We start from the raw sequence: 24201 nt of genomic DNA on the forward strand, positions 1-24201 counted from the left end.
GGGCTGCAATGCTCTGATTCGAATATGTACACGCTCTTCCAGCCCATAGTTGAGGAAGTAAGCAAGAAAGCCGGAATAAAAAATGGTTGGACCTAGGATACCATATCCTTAGTCCAACCATTTTCTTTTGTTAACTAATAACGCGTTTGAAGAAGATAAAAGCGATTTAATCCAATACAGCATGACCAGCCCGAAGCTTGTTTTGCAGCTCTAGCACGTCGATATCACCTGGGTTAACTCCATACTGGACTGCTATGCCTGCTGCAGTGCCTGCCGCTTGGCCGGTTGCCATACAGCTTGGTGTCAATCTAGTGGTCGCCAAAGCTTCATGTGTCGTGGAAATACAACGACCAGCTGTCAGCAGGTTGGTGATTTTCTTCGCCAGGAGGCAGCGATACGGAATGTCATAAGCACCATCACCTTGTACCCAAGCGGCTGTAACTGTTTTATTAGCTGGGTCATGAATATCAATTGGATAGCCGCTTCTGGCAATGCAATCGGAAAATTTACGCCCTTCAATGACATCGTCTACCTGCAAGGCATATTGTCCATCTATTCTTCGGGATTCACGAACCCCGATTTGTGCGCCGACCTGGGACAGGGAGGCTTTTTCGAAGCCTGGCAGGTTGGCAATCATAAAGTTGGCTACCATCATCACCTGCTTGCGGCCTAGGGTTTCGGCTTCTGTCAGATCCTCCACATTGGTGCCATTGTAGCCTTGCACCCGTGTCGTATTGACGAGGACTTCATCATCATTAGGCCCTGTGAAAAACAAAACCTGGTCGCGGTTGATGGGAAGGTCGGCTTCCTTCCAATGCTTATAGAAGCCACAAACACCGGAAAGGGGCAAATCGGCAAGCTCGCTGAACGGTGTTTTTTTGTAAAATTCGTCTGGATGGTCCAGCATATATTGCTTGACCTTAGGCAGGTTAACGCCTCGCATCCGAAATTTCATCGTCATCGGTTGGGTTTTACCATCCTCGTCACGACCGGTTAGGCACGGGGCGCCGGATAAATGTGCAATATCGGCATCGCCGGTCGTATCAATGAAAACTTTAGCCGCAACTTCAATTTTGCCGGATTTCGTCGTAATATGAACGGCTTCAATTTGGTCGCCATTCACCTGCACATGGTCGACAAAGCTGTGAAGCAGCAGCTTGACTCCAGCCTCCTCCAGCATATCTACCGCCAAAATTTTGTAAACCTCAGGATGGTAAGGGGTAATCGTATTTACGAAACCAACAGTGTCCCGCAAATGTCCGGGGGAAGCATTTTGTGCCATTAAACGGTCAATAATTTCTTGCCCGATTCCTTTAATCACTTGCTTGCCTTCCACGGTATGGAAGGTCATCCATGGATAAACGAGTGCTGCTGTGGACATGCCACCGACAAAACCATAACGTTCAATCAGCACGGTTTTTTTGCCGCTTCTACCTGCAGCAATCGCAGCACAAACGCCGGCAGGTCCGCCTCCGCATACAACAATATCCGCCTCTAGGCGGTTATTTTGGATGGTGTTAGTCATGATTGGTTATCTCCCTGTTTGGTATGAAATAGCTTTCCTATCAATACGATAAGCTTTATTATAAAGAAATATTAGCTTTCATTTAAGTTTAACTTTAGTTTAAAAAATGATAACCGAAAGCAGGGCGAAAGATAGATGGCGCGTAAAAAGAGTATTACCTTATTGCATATTGCAAAGGAGCTGGGACTGACGATCCAGACGGTCTCCAAAGCGCTGCGCGGGCATCCCGGAATGTCGGAGGAAACGAGGGGGCTCGTCGTCAAAACAGCGGCAAGCCTCGGCTACCGCACGAAGGACCAGCTTCGCCAGCTGGAACAGGAGCGGATTGCGCCGTATCCGGTATTCACACGCCGCTTTATTCTCGTGCAAAGCGAGCAATCGCTTGGTTTCCTTCGGCTGCTGCTGCGCGGGCTGCATGAGCGGTTCGCCGAATTCGGGCACCGCATCGACACGCTGCTGCTGCCCGAGCCATCATCACCTGCGGTGTTTCACCGCTGGCTGGAGCTGCATGACGTAGGCTTCGCTGACGGTATCTTTATTGCGCCGCGGATCTTGCCCGGCTTTATGGAAGAGAGCCTGCTGGAGCTGCCGCTGCCGCGGATTTTGCTGAATTATCCGCCCCCTGAGGCTAAAGTGGACAGCGTCGTCTGGGATGTGTACGAAGCGATGTATATTGCGGTGCGTACACTTATCCGGGCAGGCCATCGGCGGATTATGTATGTGGGTGATATTCATTTGCAGCGCGGCTTTATATTGCGGTGGCAGGCATTTCGTGAGGCGATGAAGGAAATTGGCGTGCAGGTGACGGAGGAGGAGCATGCGGTTGCGCGAAGAGACGCTGGGGAGCCGTGGCTGGACGATTTTGCAGTTAAATATGAGCAGTATAAGCCAACAGCAGTAATTTGTGGCATCGATGAGGAAGTAGCCCCCGTTTATTATCGGCTGCAATCGTGGACAAAGGTTCCTGAGGGCTGCTCTTTAGTTGGTTTTCTGAACGAGCCGATCGATCATCTGCCGCTTGTGGATCGGCCTGCGCTGCTCATAAGGGAAACGGGTTACCGTGCTGCGGACCGGATGCTCTGGCGTGCCGCGAATCCGCAGCAGCCGTATGAGCATATTCGGCTGAAGGGGGATTTTGTAAGGGGGAAAACGATGATAAAGCAAGCTCGCTAAAGCACAGGTCTCTTTTTTTTTATGGGTGAGAATGTTAAGGATTGGCCAAGCTGCTGGCAGGTGCATCGGCTTTAGTTTTAGCACTTATGGCTGAGGGATTGCAGATCAAAATCGATATTTTCAAGAGCTAAGCTGACATCTGGATGACATTTTGCATAAACTACGTTATGATTCGAATAGACATAAATCGATACGGCGTTCCCTGGAGGAACGTCGTTTTCGTGCCAAACATAGAGTGGGGACGGATTGGAGCGATGAGCATGGATTTACGTAAAATGCGGATATTTGACACCGAGCATATCCAGTCCAGTGAAGAACGGGATGAATATGAAAAGGACTACGCACGTCTGATTCAATCCCCGGCTTTCCGGCGCTTGCAGGGCAAATCGCAAGTATTTGGTGCAGGCACGGGTGATTATTATAGGACGAGATTGACCCATTCCTTGGAGGTATCACAAATTGCACGGGAAGTGGCACGGCGGATGCAGAAGGAGTATGCGTTTTTGGCCCATAAGGTGCATCCGGGGCTGATGCTGGATCCAGCGGTTGTTGAGTGTGCAGCGCTCGCCCACGATCTGGGGCATCCACCCTTTGGCCATAAGGGAGAAGAAGTACTGAATCGGCTGCTAGCCGAGGAGCATGGGTTGGCATATGAGGGCAACGCCCAAAATTTCCGGATTTTGATGTTTCTGGAGAAGCGGGCTGGCAGTGGCAGCGGCTTGGATTTATCTGCGGCCGTGCTGCTGGGCATCAACAAATATCCTTATTCTTTAGAGGACCCAGGACGCATCAAAGGTGTATATGCGATGGAATGGGAAAGCATTAATTACCTGCGTGAGGCATGGGAGATGCCTAAGGGCTGCGCTACGCTGGAAGCACAGCTGATGGACTTATGTGATGATATCGCCTATTCCACCCATGATATTGAAGATGGCATTCGGGCGGGTAAAATATTGATGAACCCAACCTTTTTCGAGGATCAAAGGCTGCTGGACAACTTAATCCAGGAAATTGTCGACGACCAAGGCAATGTGGAGGTGGGCTGGGAGCAGGTGGATATGCACGCGATGGTCAAGCAGGTATTAGCTGACTATTTGACCCAGTGGGAGCAAATATACGCCGAATGCAATCATGAATCGTCGCGTACGCGGCGCGAAATGAAGGCGAGATGGGTAAGCCGGTTCGCCCAGCAGGTAGGGATCATCGATGATCCCAAAAAAGGCTGGAAGCGTGTTACCTTTGTCCGTGATGGCCAGGAGGACTTGCAATTGCTGCGGACGATGGAAATTTTGAAAAAGGTAGCTTGGGTAACGTTGATTAAGGATTTTCGCGTCCAACGGCTGCAAAAGCGCAGTGAAATTATGATCCAAAGCCTGTGGAACAGCTTCAAGGTGTATGAAACCGGGAGGATGATCATCCCGCCTGACTGGACGCAGAGCTATGAGCAGCATAAACATAAATGGAGCTGGCCACGGATGGTGGCCGACTATATATCAGGCATGACGGATGCTTATGCCGAGAAAGTGTACACAGAGCTGTTTGCCAGCCGCTCAGGCTCGATCTATGAAATGGATTAACGCCTGCCTGTTGCTGCAAAATTGTTAACAACAAAAATAGATAATACGGCACCGAATCCAAGAATATGGGTTCGGTGTTTTTTTTTGTCGGCGTTGAGCGAAAAAGAAAATAGGGAACCTGGTTGGAGTAGAAGGAAGTAGTGAAATTTACGTTGGAATACTGCATTGAAGCAGCTCTTTTAATTTTGTTTGCTTAGTAGAAACAGATCGATTCATGAAGGAATGGGGGGAGTCATCCAGTGGGTACCAATACTAATACTTATAATATTGCCAAGCGCATGTAAACAAATGAAGGAGTGGCATCAGAAGGGATGGCGAATCAAGGTCGGGGTGAATATGTACGCCTAATACGATGTTTTACATCGTATTAGGTAATGGAGTGGCATGTTACGTCCATTAAGGCGCAAATGAGCCTAGAAGCAAGTAAACTGCTCTACTCGGCGAATATCCAAGCCGAAAAATAGCCAAAAGCCAAGAGATCCATAGCCGTACCAACGGAAGCCGGAGATGGAGTTTCGACCAACCTGGGTTAAAAACATCCAGTAGGAATCACCATTATTTTGCCATATATACACATAGCGGTTGATGCAGCGGCGGATGCTGCCCGGATCTACCGCTAGGGCAGAAACCCCACCGCCGCCAGGTTTCTGAGGCGTAAACGAGGGCGGTGGCGATTGGGGACCGCCGGGGCCACCGGGACCGCCACCGGGACCGCCTTGTGGGGGACCCGAGGGGAAGCCACCCCCGCCCCCGGGAAACGGCATTGGCGGAAAGCCGCCCCCGCCGCCCGGAAAGCCGCCCGCACCACCAGGAAAGCCGCCCCCGCCGCCCGGAAAGCCGCCCGCACCACCAGGAAAGCCGCCCCCACCGCCAGGAAAGCCACCCGCACCACCAGGAAAGCCGCCCGCACCACCAGGAAATGGGGCAGGCGGAAAATTGCTGCCAGGCCCGGAACCAGGGGGAGTGCCACCTGGTATCATTTGATTTAAACCCCTCGAAGCCGTCTGTTTATTGCCAGTTGATTGTTTTTTACCCATTGTTCAGCATCCTCCTTAGTCGCTTTCTTAATGCCATCCTGCCTTATATATATGTAACAGATGCCTATATGCTATGGGCGAATGCCCAATGCTGGCTTATAATATTTGCAAGCAAAGCCTGTTCCATAAGCGAAACTCCGAAAACTGTTTACTCGGCTATACGCAAGGAGGGCTGCCCCAACAGTCAAATTCATGATTTTGGTTCCCATTTTGAACGGATAGACATACAAATAAAAGAACCTTCGCCCCACATTAATAGTGGATAAGAAGGCTCTTTTGCTTATTATTTTACCGTTACACTTTAATAACGATAGCGGCGAAGTCGCTGAGCTTCTGCAGCTCAATGGTTAGGCTATTGCTGCTTTCTGCTGATAAAGCGGCCTCTGTCCGGTTGGTTAAGGCTATTAATTCAGTAGCCGAGCCAATTCCATTTATGGTTACTTTCAGGTCATAGACTGGAAGAGGTTCAAAATAGGTGACACCGTTAAAGCCTGACACATTTAGCAAATGCAAAATATATGTGTACTCATCCAGCTTATTCAGGAAGATTTCCACATTTTGCGGGGCGTTCGTCAATAATTGCGGCTGTCCGATCGTATGCTCCAGCAGGTCTAGTATTATATGCTTATGGTCAGCAAAGCCATGCTGGTAATAGAGTTCCCCAGGCAGCCAAGGCAGGTATATGGCTTTATGGGAAGAACCAGCCGCTGAGCGAATGCCAGCTCCAAAGCGATGGTCGCTGATACGATGTCCGGAAGCACGCTCGGGAGGGCCAAATGTCGATGGGATTACATAAGGGAGCTTCTTGATGGTTTGTGTACCAAAGGTAACCTCAGGAAAAGCGCCATCCAGAAAGACCCAATCCCGCTCAGCAAAGCTGCGAAAAAGCGCCTTGTCCTCTGTTTTCAAATAAGCAGCCTCGCGTGAAAGCACGCTTGAATTGTTGATTTTGACATCAAATACGCGCTGCAGGAATGATTGTCCGGCTTCATTGTCGGTGAAGGATAACCCGGTGCTGATCAGGCTTACGCCCTGTGCATAAGCATCCTCTAGGACTTGCAGCCCTTCCTCAGACAAGCTGGCCGTGTTTGGTATGAGGATAGCCTTGTAGCGCGTCAAGCCATGATTCGCCAACGCACGGACCAAATTGTTTTGATGGAGCACATCAAATTGAATATGCTGCTCCTTGAGCATTTTGAAGATTCCATGGTATTCCTTCGAGCTTCCGGCAGCAGGACCGCCCGGCTTGATCAATGCGACATCGGCCATCGACAGGAACTTGCCGTAGTAAGCTTCGTTATCCTTATGGTATTTGAAGATGTCGGCGACCGTCGTCAAATTCTCATTGTCCGGGTAGTCCTCAAATACGCCAATAATGCAGAAGTCCAGCCCCGATCCGCTGGCCAGGCTTTCGTTCAAGCGGATGCCCATCTCATACTTGGATACCCCAGTAAAGCGGTGGATCAAATCAATCGCATTGATGCAGCAGTTGCTGATCAGCCTGTCATCCCAGGAATCCTCCAAGGATTTGACATTTTCAGAGGCCGAATATAGCCAGACCGGCTGCGGTCGCTCCTTATCTGTGTTCGATTCTTTGCGTACAATATCAACCTTATGCTCATTATAGGTGGAGATCGCAATATCCTTGCCTTTGCTACGCACTAGAGTGTGAATACGATCCAGCATTGTTTTGGTTGTAGCATCCTGGAATTGCTTGTAGGTGCGGAACACCGCGTCGTTTAACTGCTCGGTAAGAGGTAACTCCGAGCCGGAGTACTCAAGGAAGGCAGCTTTACAGCTGTCGCAAAAGCATATGCCATAATGATGCCCGCTATAATCGCGTGTTTGGTAGCCGAACATATTGAAGAAAATACCGTCCACATCATAATTGGAAATCACTTCGTCAATCATTTGGAGCGAATATTCCCTTTGGTAATAGCCGTTAATGCAGGTATGGACGATGCCGTGATAGTTAACCTCCTTGCCTTTTCTAGTGCGGTAAAACCATTCCGGGTGCTTGGCAAAAATAGTTTCATGCGCTTTACTGAAATCGAAGCGGGCAATAAATTTCATGCCGTTCGCATGAGCCTTGGTGATGGCTTCCTTGAGTAAATCCTTGGTTTGGCCGGCTGCCCTGTAATGATATTCAAGCTCTGTCGGATAAAATGCGACGATGCCTCCAGCATTCATCATTAGCACATTAGTGGAGAGCTTATTTAGCTCCTCGATCAAAAGGTCGACATCAAGGTTTGCATCGGTTTCCCGAAGATTATTCTGAATCAAGCGCAGGTTGTTATGTTCCCACCATGCCATAAATGATGCTCCTCCAATCTATTAGGAATAGGTAACGACGTACGCCTAGGATCGCTAAAATGCCTCAAAAGGCGCATCATGACCGGGAATAATAAAATCTGCAAGCGTTTTAATCCTGTCAATCGTTTGCTTGGCCAGCTCCATATCCTCCGATATGACATGGACCTCCCGGTGCTCATAATATTCAATGCACAAGACGGCATCCGCAGCGACCAGGATTCTTCTGCCATCGCTTTGAAACAAGACCGACGTGTGCCCCATCGTATGGCCAGGTGTTTCGATAATAGCGATATCTTCATAGATTTGGCCTTGGACGGGCTCCGCACGCTCCAAGATGTCGCGGTCTGCCTCGGAAATTTTATGCTTCCAATTTTCTAATTCCTTGGCAGGAGCCAGCAGCCTGGCATTGGGAAACAGCCGCGAGGAACGGATATGGTCAGCATGCATATGGGTCAAATACAGAATATCGATTTGATCGGTTGTAAGATTCTCCTGCTTCAATTGCTCTAGCAGGGGTTCATCGCGCCAGCCCGGATCCACAATGATCCGAATGCCATTGCCTTCGATCAGCGTAGTTGAGCAAATGATCTCTTTTTTCTCATTGGGGTAGCGGTATTTATTGGTGCTTAATTGACCCTGGATTAATACTTTGTAGTTGTATGCTTGCAAGTTGCTTCTCCTCCAAACTGCCCTATAAAGGCTGGCTTTCTGCTCTTGTTTATTTAGCAGCAGCAATTCGATCCTGGTAAGCTTTGTTCATTTCGGTGATGATTTTTTGGTAATCCGGTTCTGCTTTTAGGGTGGCGATATACGTATCCCAGGCTTCGATAGGCTCTTTGCCCATAATAACCTTAACCTTCAGATCGTCGACTTTCTTTTTATATTCGCCGCCGACCTTCGTATCGGTTTCGGAGATCAGGCCTACGGAAACATCAGCAATGCTGATTTTGGATTTTTCATCGAGAATCTTTTTGTTCCGCTCGAATACTTCCTTCGTCATGCCCGGTGCATAAGCGTACAGATATTTCTCGTTGCGCTCGAAGATTTTGCCAAAGGAGCTAACGGAAATGCTGTCGGTATCTGCTTGCTTGGTGCCAACCTTAAAGCCATCAACTTCCTTATAGTGCACATCCTTAATGCCATTAATAGCAAGGCTAAAGCCTTCTTCAGTTGCTCCATAATCCATAAGCTCCAGAATTCTCTTCACTTTGGCTTCAGGAACCGATTTGGGAATCAGGTATAAGCCATTAAAGCCTGTAGACTGTGTAGTGACGCCATTCAAAGAGGTAAGCGCCAGAAAATCGGCTTTAGGATCAATTTTCATCGGATTTTCAATTTGCCGCCATAGGCCGAGCATACCGTCTGAAGTAATGCCTGCTTTATTCGAGGTTGCCAATTCCTCCAGCTGGGTTGTTTTCATCACCATAAAATCCTGCGGAATTAAGCCTTCCTTATACGCTTTGTTTAACCAAACGAGCATCTCCCGCGTCCCTGGCTCCAATACGGTATCCACTAACTTGCCATCGGCAAGCTTCCATTTTCCATTGCTTTTATTAAATACATTTTCAAAAAACAGTCCTGGGTCGCGCATATTGTATCCAATTGTGTCTTTTTTGCCATTGCCGTCGGGATCATTATTGACAAAAGCTTTCATCACCTCAAACATTTCATCTGTGGTCGTTGGTGCTTTCAGATTCAGTTTTTCCAGCCAATCCTTGCGCACACCGAGAACAAACGAGCCTTCCAAGGGCCGGACAGAGGGGAGGATATAATTTTTGCCATTGATTCGTGTATTGTCCAGCACTGTCTTGGGATATTCCATCAAATTTTTATAATCCTTAAGAAAAGGAGTCAAATCCCAAAATGCGCCCTGCTTGACCATTTGCTGCATCAGTGGGTTACGAATATCGGATATTTTCATCAAATCGGGAATATCGCCGGAAGCGAGCACGACATTTTGTTTTTCGGTCCAGCTGTTGGGCGACACCCAAATAATATTGAGCTTCGTATTCGTGCGCTTCTCAAATTCCTTCAGCACCGGATTGTCCGCTCCCGGAGGTTCGGTTGTATGGAACTCGGTAATAATGCTGATTTCCGTAGGCTTGCCTTGGTTGGCCGTATTACCCGCCGTCCCGGTTCCCGTTTGGGCAGCCCCTCCACCGGAGCAGGCGGATAGAAGCAGCAGGCTGGAGAGCGCCGCGTAAACACTTGCTTGGTATTTCATTTTGTGTGCAGCTTTAACTTTGTTTGTGGCTTTGGTTGTGGTTGTCGTTGCGGTTTTCAAATAAAAGACCTCCCTTTAATGGACAGTGATAAGAACTACAGAAAGCTTCATCCTTTGACGGAACCCAGCATCACCCCCTTATCGAAATGCTTTTGCAGGAAGGGATAAACAATGACGATGGGCAAGGTGGCAATAACTACCGCTGCCATTTTTAACGTCTGTGCAGGCATCTGCTCCTCCGAGCTCATCTCGGATGCAACCGCACCGCCCATCGCTGTAGATGATTCGATCAGCATATTACGCAGCACGAGCTGCAGCGGCCATTTGGTATGATCGTTAATGTAGAGCACGGCACTAAAGAAGGTGTTCCAATAAGCAACGGCGTAGAAAAGGCCGAAGGCGGCGAGGGCTGGCAAGGACAGGGGCAGGATGATCCGAAAAAAGATCCCGGCGTCATTACACCCATCAATCATCCCGGCTTCCTCAAGCTCCACAGGAATGCTGTCAAAAAAGCTTTTCATCAGAATTACGTACCAGCCGCTGCTTAAGACGGGCAAAATTAAAGACCAGATGCTATTAATCAACCCCAAATCACGAACTAACAAATAAGGGGGAATGATACCCGGACTGAACAGGATCGTAATTAAGATCAGCATCAGAAATATTTTACGCCCCTGCAGCCGCCTTCTGGATAAGCCATAAGCTAACGCCGAGGTGACGATCAGGCTTAAAGCAGTTCCGACTGTCGCCAAGAATACGCTTACTAATGTCGCATCCTTGAAGGAGGAGGTAGATAGCAGGTAACGATAAGATTTCAGCGTCCACTCTTGGGGGAAAAGCACAAAGCCCTGCTTGGAAATGTATTCGAAAGGAGTAGTAAACGAGACGACAAATACGTAATACAGTGGAAACAACGTGACGAGGCTGATCATAGCCAGGATGGTTAAATTAAAGCCGTTAAATAAACGGTCTGCTGAATTTTCCTTCATAGGAAGCACTCCCTTTCCGTATAAGCGTGAAAGCTAATAAATACCCTCTTCGCCAAACCGCTTGGCGATCCGATTAGCGGCAATAACCAGAATTAAACCAACAACAGATTTAAACAGCCCTACCGCTGTACTATAGCTAAGCTGTCCACCTTGAATACCAATGCGGTATACATAGGTTTCAAAAACATCGGCGACCTCGGAAACAGCACCGTTCATCATTAGAAATACTTGCTCAAAGCCCACATCCATAATTTGCCCGATACGCAAAATGAACAGGACGACGATCACGCTACGGATGGCCGGCAGCGTAATATGCCAGGTTTGGCGCAGCCGGTTGGCTCCATCTATGCGGGCGGCCTCGTATTGCTGGGGATCAATTCCGGCAATCGCTGCCAGGAAGATGATCGTGCCCCAGCCTGTATCCTTCCAAATATTTTGCAAGGTAAGCATGCCCCAGAACAAATTGACGTTCGACAAGAAATCAATTTTGGCAAAGCCGAAGTACTCCAGAGCCAGGTTAATCATACCCGAGGATTGCGAGAACAGCAGGAAGGTAATTCCGACAACCACAACCCAAGAAAGGAAATGGGGTAAATAAACGATCGATTGCACGATTCTTTTGAACACCTTATTGTTCACTTCACTTAAGAGCAGAGCCAGAAAAATCGGGATCGGAAAGAAAAATACAAGGCTCAGCAAGCTGATCATCATCGTATTTCGAAACAGGATGAGAAAATCCGGATTCGCGAAAAAGCGTGTGAAATGCTCGAAGCCTACCCAATGGCTTGCCATAATTCCCATATAAGGCGAGTAATCCTGGAAGGAGATAATAATGCCCCACATCGGAATATATTTGAATATTAAAAAGAATAGCAGCCCGGGGAGCATCAGCAGATATAGAATTTTGTCCCGCTTGATCCCTTGCCAGATAAGGGTCGATTTTTTTTTCTTCATCTCGTTCATGTCATTCCATGTAGAATTTTGGTTTGGCTGTACATCTGTTTTTGTAAGCATGGTTCGCGCCTCCTCTGTCTGCGTCGTTGATGACCTAACTGTAACCAGCCTGCCAGTTTCGGGCAATAATAACATTTTTCCTGAGGTTTTTAAGGCAATTTCCGCCGATAACACTTTTTTGAAATGGCAAAAAAGCCCGAAGTATCAAACATTTCCGGACCTGACAGACAAATATTGCTATTCATGTTCGTTCTATTCGTGGCTGTGCTTTTCGCGGTATTGCCCAGGTGTCATGCCCTCACTCTTCTTGAAAATACGTATCAGGTAGGAGGGCTGGTAACGAAGCAGCTCGGCAATGTCATTGATTTTCAGATCGGTTGTGTACAGCAGCTCCTTGCACTTCTCGATCCGTAATCGGGTAATATAATCAATATAATTGACGCCAGTAATTTGTTTAAACACTTTGCTCAGCTTGGATGAGCTCATCTGCAGCTGCTCGGCATAAGCCTCAAGCGATATATCGGACAGAAAATCACGACCGATTTGCCCAATTAGCTGCTCAATGCTTCTGCGTAAGCCGGAGTCATAAGCAATCGACAAGGTGCGGATAAAAGGCTGGATCAGCTTATATTGAAACCAATGAACCATGGCATTGGTTTCGGTAATTTGTACGAGCTCCTCATAGAGATGGGCGCCTTCATACAAGGCATACATATTGACATCATATTTCATTATCGTGTCATGGATGGTACCTAGCAGCTTCATCATTCCCTGATGGACCATCAGCTCGGTGTTGTTATTTTGTTGCAGAGCGACGAGAAACGCTTCGACCAGCCGCACTGCTTCTTCTTCCAGCCCCATGCCGATCGCCTGGACAATTTCTCGTTCCAGCTCAAAGGGAAAAGGCACCCGCTCATTATTTTCCAATATAAAATGGCCCATATCCAGGAGCTGGTTGGACGAATGGAGCTCACGGAAGCGTAAGGCTCTGCGGGTTTGCTCTAGCACATTGGGTGCTTCCAATACCGAATTGGTTATGGTGCTGATCACCATGGTGGCCTTGATCCGCAGTACATTGTTGAGTGCGGCGATATAATCCTCAGCAGACCTGTTTAATTCCGCCTTCAGTTGCTCGTTTGTTCCTTCGCTGTCCAAAACAAAGAAGGCTCCGACCGATAAATCCTGGAAGTTCATAATATGGACCATCGGCAGCTTCTGGGAGCTCAGTTCCAGCATAATGTTCGAAGCGGCAAAGGTGATCAGTTGGGCGTCCCGCTCTGAATAGGTTCCTGCCAAATCAGAAAGCCCTTGCAGCTGGGCAACCCAGAAAGCGAACTTTTTGTTCTCGATATCCCATTCGAGCTGGTTCATCTTTTCGTTAATTTCCAGTTCTGTATGGGTATACAAATTGCCTTGGAGAAATTGCAGCAGAAAGCTTTCACGCAGCGTTGGTATCGATTGCTGGACACGGGTACGTAGCGCCTGTTGCTCTTGGAGGTGCTCCTTCCACTGATTTTCAATATAGGAAATTTCATTGTTGTCATCAGCTTTCGTTATGCCGGTTTCAAACATGCTTTTTAAGCGGGAGATCGGGTCATAAATCCGATTGGAGGCAAACCATGCCAACAGCAATCCCGTTAACAGAGCAAATAAGCTGATTCCGATGATCATTCTGGATATGGAAGTGACAGGTGCTGTAATTTGCGATAATGGAGTTGCGGAAACTACTGTCCATTTGCCACCGAGCTTGGCTATTTTTCCATAGGAGACCGAATAGCTTTCATTCTTCCAATCATAAATAAACGTATTTTCTTTAAGATTTTCTTCCATAATGCGTGCCCTCAGCTTATTTTCCAGCAGTTCTTCGGTTGGCAGTGTGGGGCTGCTTCGAAGGTCGGTTAAATAATCACCGTGTTCATTAATTAGAAAGGAAATGCCCTCACCCGAGACTAGCTTTTGCACCATCGCATTTAGTTTAACGGGATCCAGATAGACGAGGAAGGCGCCAAACGCATTTTGCAGTTGCCCGCCCGGCAGCTTGATCACGACCGCTTTATACGACAAATCGGGCTTGTGGATCTGCTTTATACCATAATTCCAATAAATCGGCTTTTCCTCGTCGAGCAGGGCAGCGAATAGCTTGCGATCCTCGTCGGTTTGGATTTGCCTGATGCCCGCGTCGTCACAGACCAGCTTGTCGGCATCGCGCAGGTATAAGCAAACGCTGCTCAACAAAGCATTGGATTCCGTCATTAATGTAAGCGATTTCATCAAATCCTTGGTTTTCTGAAATTGATCCGTGAAGTCAAAATGGTTTAAAGACTCATCGAACACAGGATCAAATGCGACCCGGACAACAAACTTCTCCAGATTGGATAAATAGTCATCCATTTGTTGGATCGATTGCTGGAGCTGGGCTTGGTGCGATTTATTAACCTCGGTTCCGACCCGGTCTGTTCCTACATAATAGAGCAGAACCCCGATGAGGGCCATAGGCATACAAGTAATCAGTAATACGATACCGAGGTATCGCCAAAAAATACTTCCTTTACTTTTATTTACAGGTTTATTGGTTTGAATAGGAGCCACATCCTAATTATTAGTAGGTGTCTCATTATAACCGTATAAAGCGCCTGCTTGTCAATTCATTGGCTTCGGTTAATGCCCTTAGGCGTTAGCTGGTTATTAACTATATTTAATATTTTTTTTAAGAGCTTGATTAAAACATAACCGATGGTTATAATTTTAACATAAGCTGGAAACCGTTGGTATAATTTACGTATATCTTATAAAAAGGCTGGTGTAAGACATGGACAACGAGGATAAGAAAATCCGTAAGCAAGATGAAAGAGCGGAAGAAACCAAACGCAGTATTGCTGAATCCGCAAGTAGGCTGTTCACTGCACGGGGCTATGATGCAGTTACGATACGTGAAATCGCCAAGGAAGCGGGCTGCTCGCATACAACCATTTATTTATATTTTAAGGACAAAGAGGCTTTGCTGGAGCAATTGGCGATCCAACCTTTGGAGCAGCTAGAGTTGGCGATTCTTTCGATCAAGAATCAGAAGGAAGGGTCGATCGCCCAGAAGTTGAAGGAAAAGAGCCGTGTGTTTGTCCGCTTCTGCTTGTCGCACAAAAGCATGGTGTCCATCATTCTTGAAGCGCAATCGGTGAGGGGGGATACCCTCAATTCGGAGGCTGATGTCAACCAGGTACGGGCACGCATATTCGCCCATTTGACAGATGGAATCGGTTCAATCATTCCTAATCCCGGTAAGGATGCGGGCATTAATCATTCGCGGATTTATTTCTTTATGCTGTATGGCCTGATCCACACTTATATGAATAGTGAGGAGCCACTTGAAGCGCTGCTGGAAAGAATCCAGCCTGTACTTGATGATGGCGTTGATGTGATTCTGGCGGGTATGCAACCGAAGGGGCAAGGCATCGAGCGAGGAAGAAAAGCTGCTGCCGAATCTGTTGAAAAGCCAGATGAGCGAACTGAAAAGCTTGTCACCATCCCAGATTCAAAGTTAGATAGGCAACCGACAGAAGCAGTTACTGACGTTAAATCTGAGATGCAGCCGAAAGTAAAAAAAGAGAAATCGAAGGAGAAAAAAATAAAAGAACAACCAGAAGCGGAGCACGATATGCCAAAGGTTACAGATCCAAATAAAGAGGCGCGCAAAGAAAAGAAGCAAAATAAAAAAAATAAGGATAAAAAGTCGAAGAAGTAGGAGGGGAAATAATGGATCGTGCGGATTTCCAAGCATAGTTCCAACCACTAAGTGCGCAGCCCAACCACTACCAATAGGTGGGCTAACGCATTATCATACCCCGATGAATGTATGATAAATAGGATTTGGGCAGTGGTACAATAAGCTAAATGTGATGCTCCTTTTGTGCCGCTGTCTGAGCAGGGCACAAAAGGAGCATTTTTGCACCAAACCGCCCAAAAACCTTATGTGTACAGTCTTATTCCCAGTATGTACTCGGTGATTTGCTCTCGGAAAAAGGTGGATTACTTACCCTAAAGTAAGCATAAGCTTAATGGACAATTGTAGTGTATATAAGCTTTATCTATGTTAGAATTGATTTCATTGAAGGAATAAGACCTGCTTAAGGAGGGGGAACGTGAACATCAAACGGATCTTTGGGAGAAGAACGACCTTGCTTAACAGAATGATTATGTTAACCTTGGCTGTCGCTGTTGTACCCACCTTAATTGTAGGCATCAGCAGCTATCTGTTCTCCGCTTCAACTTTGCAAAATGAAGTAAACCGTGCACATGTCCAGTTATTGGAAAATACTTCCGCGACCATTGACCGTGATTTGCAGAACATTCAAGATAGTACGCTACAGCTTCTGTTTCACCCCCTTTTTGGCAATGAAGCCCTGCAGCGAGGTATTAAGGATAATGAATTTGAATTTAATATGCAGGTTTCCCAATTTTTCTCAACCTTTCAATACAACCATAAGCTTATTTTGGATATTTCGATGTACGTCAAAGACAACTATCTGCTCTCATCCTCCTTCGGCCTATTTAAAATAACACCCATTTATGACCGCAACAAATTGAACGAGGCAATGGTATCGCCAAAGGAATTTCAGTGGAAAAATACGGTGTTTCACATCAGGGCAAATGACGTGGCTAAAGGAGCTACGTTTATTAGCAGGCTGCCTTTGCAATCGCTCAATCCAGTTGGTCTGGTGCTGGTTCGCATTGATGAGAAGCTGTTCCAGGATGCACTTAAGCATTCTGTAGTTTATCCAGGACAGACGATTGCGATAGTGGATAAAGAAGGGAAATCGGTCGCTTCGTCCTCCGTGTCTATGCTTCCTCCACAGCTACTTGATATGCTTAAGCTAAAAAATGGCTCCGAGCATAAACTTCACTACAACTGGAATGACCGTGACTATCTAGTGACAACGCTTACTTCCGCTTATACTGGCTGGCAATATATCGATCTGATTCCAGTTAATGAGTTAAATGCCAAATCAGCTGGGATCGGAGTCATTACGGCGGCAGTGCTGGCCGTTGTCTTGCTGCTTGCGCTCATCTTCACTTTTCTGGGTACGACATGGGTGTATCGACCGTTAGCCAACCTAATGACCCATATGAAGCGGGATTCTATAGGCAATGAAGCCGATGAGGATGAGATTGGCTATGTGCGCCAGACTTGGCTTGCGTTAAAGGATGAAACGAGGCAGCTGCACGATCAATTATCCCATCAACTGCCCATCATCCAGGAATCCTTCGTGATGCAGATGCTGCAGGGCCATTTTATGCATTATACACAGAGCGAGCTGGAAAGCTTGTTCGAGCGTTATGACCTGCCGCAGCAAGCCCAGTTTGGCATCTTTATTCTCACCTATGATCCAAGTACCCCTGGAAAAGGGAAATTTTCCGATCAGGATCGTGACCTTGTTATATTTGCGATGAAAAATATTATTACTGACTTAGTCCATGCCAATGCGCATACATTTCTCGGAATTGCGATCAATCTGTTGAATGACCAAGTCGCCGTGCTCATCTGGAACAACTTAGCGAAGGATGTAGGGAACAACGTAGAGGCATGCAGTGAACCCACTGTGGAATGGAGCGTTTCCGTGAAAGCATTTGTGGAAGAAGTCAGAAACGTACTGGCCAATTACTTGCGTCTACCGGTAACGGCGGGACTCGGAGCTACAACAAGGGAAATCCGCGAGCTGCCTCAAGCCTACCATCAGGCGGTTTCTGCGCTTTATTCCCGGCTTGTTGTAGGAGGAGAGCAAGTCATCGACCCCGACAATAACTTCTTGAAAAAAAGTGAAAGCTATCGGTATCCGATTGAGCTGGAGCAGCATTATGAGGAATCCTTGAAGCAAGGGGATCTCGAAGAGTCAGAGCGGATGCTGAATGAGTTTTCAAAATATGTGTTAAGCGCAACGAATGTGGCCAAGGTCATTCAAATGTCGTATACGCAGCTTCTCGGTACAACGATTCGCACCATGTATTTGCTGGGGATCGATCTGGATACGTTATTCAAGGGGGAGGAACCTTACGAATACTTGCGCAAATTTCAAAATATGGACGATTTAAACCGTTGGTTTTTGCAAAAGCTGATTACCCCGATCGTGATGTTTGTGCAAAATAAAACCTTTGTTGAGCACGAGCATATTATCGATAGGGTTATCGCCTTCATCCAAGAGAATTATCATCTGGATATTTCTCAAGACCAGTGTGCACGCAGCTTTGGAATTAGCCGGACTCATCTCAGTAAGCTCTTCAAAAAGTTTCAGCAAATCTCGTTTAGCGATTATGTAACACAGGTCCGGATCGAGCAGGCAAAGAAAATGCTGCGGGAAACGAATATTCCGGTGGCTGATATTTCCGAGAAGGTGGGCTACCTCCATACCCAAAACTTTATCCGTGTTTTCAAAAAAAATGAAGGAATCACGCCTGGTCAGTTTCGTGAAGAAGGGAAGTAGCGGAACCTCCGAAAATGGATATTATTAATAAATTCCCTTCTTATGAGAACAAAGTGGGAGTCGTCCTGCACTCAGGTGCTCCATACTCGGAGCTTACCAATACCCGGATTAAAGAGTATGTAATTTCCTACAAAGGCCCTTCAGTTCCACTTCTATAGTGGGTTTGAAGGGCTTTTGTAATACTCTTTTTGTGATTAGCCATCTACATGGCACATAATGAGCATTCACAATTGGCTTATTGTGAAGTAAATAAGACTCCCTTACAATACAGTTTGTCAGTATGGAAAACACGAATGAAACATGTAAAGAAAGGATGAGCGTATTGCCTAATCAGCAAAGAGCTGCTTTAGTACCAAACAAGTTAACAAATTTACCGAAGCCGAAAAAGGATACTGCATCGAATAACTTATTTCTGCTTTGGTTAAAGGGTTGGAAAAAGACGTTTAAGCAAGAGAAATACTTGTACCTTCTCGCATTGCCCGGCCTTTTGTTTTTCATTATTTTTAAATACGTCCCATTGTGGGGATTGACGCTGGCTTTTACAGAATACTCCCCGTACTTGGGCTTGTTAAAAAGCGAATGGGTTGGACTTAAACACTTTCAAAGCTTTTTCACGAATCCTGATTTTTGGCTGCTGTTCCGCAATACCATAGGGATCAGTTTTCTGAATATTGCTTTTTTCTTCCCCATGCCGATCATTATTTCGTTGCTATTGAATGAATTAAAAAACCTAACGTTTAAAAAATGGGTGCAAACCGCGATTTATTTGCCGCATTTCCTTTCCTGGGTCGTTATCGTGGGGATTTGCTTCCTTACCTTAAGTGGAAGTGGGATTGTCAACAAGCTGGTCGTGGAATCTGGAGGCTCTACGATTAATTTTCTAACCAATGCCGACACCTTTTGGGGGATGCTGACGGCACAAACCATTTGGAAGGAAACAGGCTGGGGAACGATCATTTTCCTCGCTGCCTTGGCTGGAATCAACCCCGAGCTATATGAAGCAGCACGGATGGACGGTGCGAATCGTTGGAAGCAAACGCTATTTGTAACCGTACCCGGAATTAAAGGGACGATTATTATTTTGTTAATTCTGCGATTGGGCCAGGTTTTGGATATTGGCTTTGAGCATATTTATTTGATGTCGAGCTCAGCCGTGACGGAAGTAGCCGATGTGTTCGACACCTATGCCTACCGTGTTGGTATTCAGAATGGCCGATTCAGCTTTGCGACAGCAGTTGGAATATTCAAGTCCGTTGTTGGCTTAATTCTCGTCGTATCCGCCAACCGTCTAGCCAAAAAGTTCGGAGAGGAGGGTGTCTACTAATGAAGCAGCAGCTTGGGTCGCGGGTGTTTGACACCTTCAATTACATCATCCTTGCCATCATCTCTTTGTCAACATTATTGCCCTTTCTTTATGTCATACTCGTTTCTTTTACCGATCCCATCGAGTTTCAAACAAGGGCGCTAGTCATTATTCCCGAGCATTGGAGCCTGGCTTCCTATAAATTTATTTTATCGACCCGAACCTTTCTCAATTCACTTAGCATCAGCGCTTTTCTCGCAATCATCGGAACTGCTTGCAGCCTTATCCTGACGAGTGGACTTGCTTATGCTTTATCCCGCAAAAAGTTCAGGCTGAAGAAAATGATTATGATGGGCATTTTGTTTACGATGCTGTTTAACCCAGGCATGATCCCCAACTATTTGCTAGTTAAGGAGCTTGGGCTTATTAATACCGTATGGGCGCTTATTCTCCCTGTGCTGACCAGTGCGTGGTATGTCATCCTGATGAAAAGCTTTTACCAGGAAATTCCCGAGGAGCTGGAAGAATCCGCGAAAATGGACGGTTGCACGGATATTGGTGTGTTTTTCCGAATTATACTGCCTGTTTCTTTATCGGCGATAGCTGCATTTGGCTTGTTTTTCGCTGTGGCTTATTGGAATACGTATTTTAATGCCGTGCTTTATATCAATAAAGATACGCTTCGCCCGATGCAGGTGGTGCTGCAAATGCTGCTCATTCAAGCATCCACCCAGGTTGGAGACCCCGCAGTAGCGCAAATGCTGCAAAGTGAGCAGATGCTCCCGCCCGAAACGATTAAGATGTCTGCTGTCGTCGTAGCTTCCTTACCGATCATTATCGTCTATCCATTCCTGCAAAAGTATTTTGTAAAAGGGATGATGGTTGGTTCCGTTAAAGGCTAGCGCATGCACATTGAAGGGAGTGAGGAATATCGAGGGAACCCAGGCTAAAGCTGCTGGCTGAAAGATTCCGGAAGTTTGATTAGGCAATAGGAAAAGTGCTTCAACATTTAAGGGAGGTCTATAAGATGAAAAAGTGGCTAAAGAATACGAATATGAGTGCGATGGCAGCAGTAGTTTTACTGGCAGGCTGTAGCTCTTCAACAACCACTCCAACTACTGCGGGCACGTCTGCAGCAGATAAAAGCTCGAAGCCAATGGAAATTAATATATTAACTACAACCTACAATTCGGCGCCTAGCAATGACCTGGATAGCCTTAAACAAATAAATGAGAAATTTAATGTCAAAATCAATGTTACCTACGTTCCTGCCAACAATTATCCAGACAAATTGAATGTCATGCTGGCAGCAGGTGATCTTCCCGATGTAACGTTGGTCTGGGATATCAACACACAAACGTTTGCGAATGCAACCAATCAGGGAGCCTTTTGGGATTTAACCCCGTACATTAATAACTATCCCAATTTGGCCGCTTATCCTCCGCAAATTTACAAGAACGTTGCTTTCAAAGGAAAAACGATGGGCATTCCCCGCGTTCGACCTATTGATGGACAGCAAGCGTTGCTGGTTCGCCAGGATTGGTTAGACAAGCTGGGCCTTAAAGCCCCAACGACGATGGATGAATTTTATAATGTCATGGAAGCGTTCACCAAGAATGATCCTGACGGTAATGGGAAAAATGATACGTTCGGTTTTGTTGGCCAAGGCGCCCCTAACATATCGAGTTATTTTATCTCGATGTTCGGCAATGGCTTGCAGCATTATGTGGATGACAGCGGACAGCTACAACCAAGCTTCTTTAATCCGAAAATGAAGGATGCGCTGGCGTTCTGGAACAAAGCGAATAAAGCGGGCGTAATGGTTCCCGATTTGCCGCTTTTGCAAACGAGCCAAATCCGCGATTTCATGACCCAGGACAAAGCAGGCATGGGCTTCTCCAACACTTATGACGGCCACTTGTACACCGACGATATTAAGAAGGTTAATCCTAAAGCCGTGATCGTGCCTTATCTGTTTCCAGCAGCACCGGATGGCAAGGTTTATATGGAAGCAGCACCGGGCTCATTCGGAATCTTTTTGGTTAATAAGAAGGTCAACGAGGAAAAATTAAAGAAAATTCTTGAAATTTATGATTATACGGCAACTAGAGAAGTGTATAACTTAGTGGCCTACGGTATTAAAGGCACGGATTATAACGAGAGTGCATCCGGCGACATTACCCAAACCGAAGAAGGCAAGAAAAAAGGTTACGCGTTTGATACATCTGCTCAATGGGTTTCCAGCTATTTTGATAAATATGTAAAAGCGGATTTGCCGGGAATGACACCAGAAACGAAAGCCTATAACCATAAGCTTGTTGATACGATTGCAACGGTATCGATTCCGAATCCGGGCCTTGGTCTAGTAACTCCAACTGCTTTGGAAAAAAGCGCGGATTGGAATAAAAAGATCAATGACATGGAAACCAACGTGATTATTGGTAAAAACAGCTTGGACGATTGGGATAAGTTCGTTAAGAGCTTCAAGGATGACCCTACGTATCAAAAGCACCTGAAAGAATTAAACGATTTGTATAAAGAAAAGATTAAAAGCTAGCACGAATATCCAAGCAATGGCAGCATTAGCCAGGTTCATAGGGTGCAGTTAACCAACTGTGCCCTGCGGCTTTGCGTGCAATAGATAAATATAAGGGTTATCTCATTATCATACTTATAGGAGGAAAAAACATGGGAACAAGATTAAAGGACAAAGTAGCTATTATTACCGGATCATCATCAGGTATAGGAAGAGCAAGCGCAGAGGTATTTGCTGAGGAAGGCGCTCACGTCATCGTCAATGATGATGGCGGTCGTGAAGGTCTAGGTCAGCAGGTTGTCGACCAGATTATTGCTAATGGCGGTTCGGCTAGCTATTACCAAGCGAACGTATTCAAAAGCACTGATTTGAAGCAGCTGATTGAACATGCTTATGAAACATACGGTCGTCTGGATATTTTGATGAACAATGCCTATAAAGGACACACGGCTTCCGTTCTTGAACAAGAAGAAGAAGATTGGGACCAAGTATTCGCTTCTTCCGTCAAAGCCGTATTTCTCGGCAGTAAATACGCGTTGCCGGGTATGATCAAAGCGGGCGGAGGCTCGATCATTAATACAGCTTCGGTACATGGACTTCTCGGTGGAAGAAGGCATGCTTCCTATGATGCCGCCAAAGCCGCGATCATTAACTTGACTCGCCAAATGGCTTTAGATTACGGGAAGTATGGCATTCGGGTAAACTCCATTTGCCCAGGTAGAATCGTTACAGAAGGAAAAATTGATTTCCTGGAAAAGTACCCCGAGGAAGTCCGCCGTCAAAAAGCCGTTTATCCATTAGGAAGACCTGGAACAATGCGAGAAGCCGGATTGGCTGCTCTATTCCTTGCCTCAGACGATGCTTCATTCGTTACGGGTCATGCACTTGTGGTTGACGGGGGTCTGACCGCCCAATTGGCAGATAGTGTATCTGAATCCCTAGAAGAAGGCTTAGGCATTCTCAAATCCTAATAAACGAGGGTAACCGACTATGAAACCAAATTCAACGGAAGCAAATCCAACGATTTTTGCTTATATCGGAACGCAAACTGAGGGTAAGAGCGAAGGCATCTATGTCTATCGAATGAATCCTGCCACAGGTGATTTGGAGTATTCCAGCACGACTACGGCCGGTATCAACCCAACTTATTTGGCTATTGATCCCACACAGCAATATCTGTATGCAGCGAATACCATTGAAGGTGAAGGCCTGATTAGCTCTTTCGCTATTAACCCCCACACGGGGCAGCTAACTTATCTCAATCAACAGCCCTCGGGCGGCTCTAAGCCCGTCCATTTGATTGTAGACCACACGGGTAAATTTGTGTTGACTGGTAATTTTGGGGACGGCAGCGTATGCGTACTGCCTATACAAGAAGATGGCCGTCTCGGAGAAATGACGGATTTCATCCAGCATGTAGGCTCTAGTATTCATCCAACCCGCCAACAAGGGCCTCGTGTCCATTCCATAACGCTGGACCCTGCCAGTCGCTTTGCAGTAGCCGCCGAATATGGAGCCGATCAATTACGGGTCTACCGGTTGGATGCGATTAACGGGAAATTAGTGTCCGGTATCGTTCCATCGGTGCCGATAGAAGCTGGCTCAGGCCCACGTCATTTTGCCTTTCATCCCAATGAACGCTGGGGCTATGTAATCAATGAGCTGAGCAATACATTGATAAGCTATGACTATGATTCAGCTGAAGGTATTCTTAAGCTTAAAGAAACGTGTTCTACGTTGCCGGATGACTTTACAGGCCGCAGCAACTGTGCAGATGTGCATGTTAATGCTGCGGGTAGCTTTGTGTACGGCTCCAATCGCGGGCATAACAGCATTGTAATTTACGCTGTCCATCCCGATACGGGTGAGATCCAGCTTGTAGGTCATGAACCAACTCAAGGAAAAGCTCCGAGGAGCTTCGTCATCGACCCGACAGGCGGCTATTTATACGTTGCCCATCAGGATACCGACAATATTGTCGCATTTGCAATAGACCGTCAAACTGGCTTGCTGCATCCTACAGGGCATAGCATCGAGGTGCCGATGCCGGTTTGCATCAAAATGATCTCGTTGCCGTAAATACCCCATAAAGGAGAG

Annotated in this window: 17 protein-coding genes; 9 read left to right on the forward strand and 8 right to left on the reverse strand. The window is 46.6% G+C overall.

Features of this window, described 5'->3' with window-relative positions:
* Positions 1–166: 166 nt before the first annotated feature.
* Positions 167–1525, reverse strand: coding sequence for an FAD-dependent oxidoreductase (locus tag G9U52_RS24410; RefSeq protein WP_166153268.1), 1359 nt, complete (start codon positions 1523–1525; stop codon positions 167–169).
* Between the two features lie 135 nt (positions 1526–1660).
* Here G9U52_RS24410 and G9U52_RS24415 point away from each other — a divergent pair, with 135 nt between their 5' ends.
* Both G9U52_RS24415 and G9U52_RS24420 read left to right on the forward strand, forming a co-directional pair.
* Positions 1661–2698: a LacI family DNA-binding transcriptional regulator gene (locus G9U52_RS24415; protein WP_166153269.1), complete on the forward strand. Its 1038-nt coding sequence runs from the start codon at positions 1661–1663 to the stop codon at positions 2696–2698.
* Between the two features lie 260 nt (positions 2699–2958).
* On the forward strand, positions 2959–4275 hold the full coding sequence (locus G9U52_RS24420) for a deoxyguanosinetriphosphate triphosphohydrolase family protein (RefSeq protein ID WP_166153417.1): 1317 nt from the start codon (positions 2959–2961) through the stop codon (positions 4273–4275).
* Positions 4276–4688: 413 nt separating this feature from the next.
* Here G9U52_RS24420 and G9U52_RS24425 read toward each other — a convergent pair whose 3' ends face one another.
* The 7 genes from G9U52_RS24425 to G9U52_RS24455 form a co-directional block, all read right to left on the reverse strand.
* On the reverse strand, positions 4689–5312 hold the full coding sequence (locus G9U52_RS24425; RefSeq protein ID WP_311764919.1) for a hypothetical protein: 624 nt from the start codon (positions 5310–5312) through the stop codon (positions 4689–4691).
* A 294-nt stretch (positions 5313–5606) separates the two neighbouring features.
* Entirely contained in the window at positions 5607–7625 is a 2019-nt protein-coding gene (locus G9U52_RS24430; RefSeq protein ID WP_166153270.1) for an alpha-amylase family protein, read from the reverse strand.
* A 54-nt stretch (positions 7626–7679) separates the two neighbouring features.
* Positions 7680–8294 carry an MBL fold metallo-hydrolase gene (locus G9U52_RS24435; RefSeq protein ID WP_166153271.1) on the reverse strand — a complete coding sequence of 205 codons (615 nt, stop codon included), beginning with the start codon at positions 8292–8294 and terminating at the stop codon, positions 7680–7682.
* Between the two features lie 49 nt (positions 8295–8343).
* Positions 8344–9909, reverse strand: coding sequence for an extracellular solute-binding protein (locus G9U52_RS24440; protein ID WP_243767530.1), 1566 nt, complete (start codon positions 9907–9909; stop codon positions 8344–8346).
* A gap of 47 nt (positions 9910–9956) precedes the next feature.
* On the reverse strand, positions 9957–10838 hold the full coding sequence (locus tag G9U52_RS24445) for a carbohydrate ABC transporter permease (protein ID WP_166153272.1): 882 nt from the start codon (positions 10836–10838) through the stop codon (positions 9957–9959).
* Positions 10839–10871: 33 nt separating this feature from the next.
* Entirely contained in the window at positions 10872–11801 is a 930-nt protein-coding gene (locus tag G9U52_RS24450; RefSeq protein WP_243767541.1) for an ABC transporter permease, read from the reverse strand.
* Positions 11802–12044: 243 nt separating this feature from the next.
* Positions 12045–14291 carry a helix-turn-helix domain-containing protein gene (locus tag G9U52_RS24455; RefSeq protein ID WP_166153274.1) on the reverse strand — a complete coding sequence of 749 codons (2247 nt, stop codon included), beginning with the start codon at positions 14289–14291 and terminating at the stop codon, positions 12045–12047.
* Positions 14292–14601: 310 nt separating this feature from the next.
* On the opposite strand from G9U52_RS24455, the gene G9U52_RS24460 reads away from it, so the two are divergent.
* From G9U52_RS24460 to G9U52_RS24490, 7 genes are all read left to right on the forward strand, one after another.
* A complete protein-coding gene (locus tag G9U52_RS24460) occupies positions 14602–15531 on the forward strand; it encodes a TetR/AcrR family transcriptional regulator (RefSeq protein ID WP_166153275.1) in 930 nt (309 codons plus the stop codon).
* 397 nt (positions 15532–15928) lie between these two features.
* Positions 15929–18265, forward strand: a complete 2337-nt coding sequence (locus G9U52_RS41450) for a helix-turn-helix domain-containing protein (protein ID WP_166153276.1) — start codon at positions 15929–15931, stop codon at positions 18263–18265.
* A 313-nt stretch (positions 18266–18578) separates the two neighbouring features.
* Entirely contained in the window at positions 18579–19589 is a 1011-nt protein-coding gene (locus G9U52_RS24470; RefSeq protein WP_166153420.1) for an ABC transporter permease, read from the forward strand.
* Complete coding sequence (locus tag G9U52_RS24475) at positions 19589–20470, forward strand: carbohydrate ABC transporter permease (protein WP_166153277.1); 882 nt, start codon at positions 19589–19591, stop codon at positions 20468–20470. The genes G9U52_RS24470 and G9U52_RS24475 overlap by 1 nt, the downstream gene beginning before the upstream one ends.
* A gap of 125 nt (positions 20471–20595) precedes the next feature.
* Positions 20596–22125, forward strand: a complete 1530-nt coding sequence (locus G9U52_RS24480; protein WP_166153278.1) for an extracellular solute-binding protein — start codon at positions 20596–20598, stop codon at positions 22123–22125.
* Positions 22126–22256: 131 nt separating this feature from the next.
* The gene (locus tag G9U52_RS24485) at positions 22257–23075 is read left to right on the forward strand and encodes an SDR family NAD(P)-dependent oxidoreductase (protein ID WP_166153279.1); all 819 of its coding nucleotides are present in this window, start codon (positions 22257–22259) and stop codon (positions 23073–23075) included.
* 19 nt (positions 23076–23094) lie between these two features.
* A complete protein-coding gene (locus G9U52_RS24490) occupies positions 23095–24183 on the forward strand; it encodes a lactonase family protein (RefSeq protein ID WP_166153280.1) in 1089 nt (362 codons plus the stop codon).
* The last annotated feature ends 18 nt before the right edge of the window (positions 24184–24201 follow it).

Source organism: Paenibacillus agricola, assembly GCF_011440305.1.
GTDB lineage: Bacteria > Bacillota > Bacilli > Paenibacillales > NBRC-103111 > Paenibacillus_S > Paenibacillus_S agricola.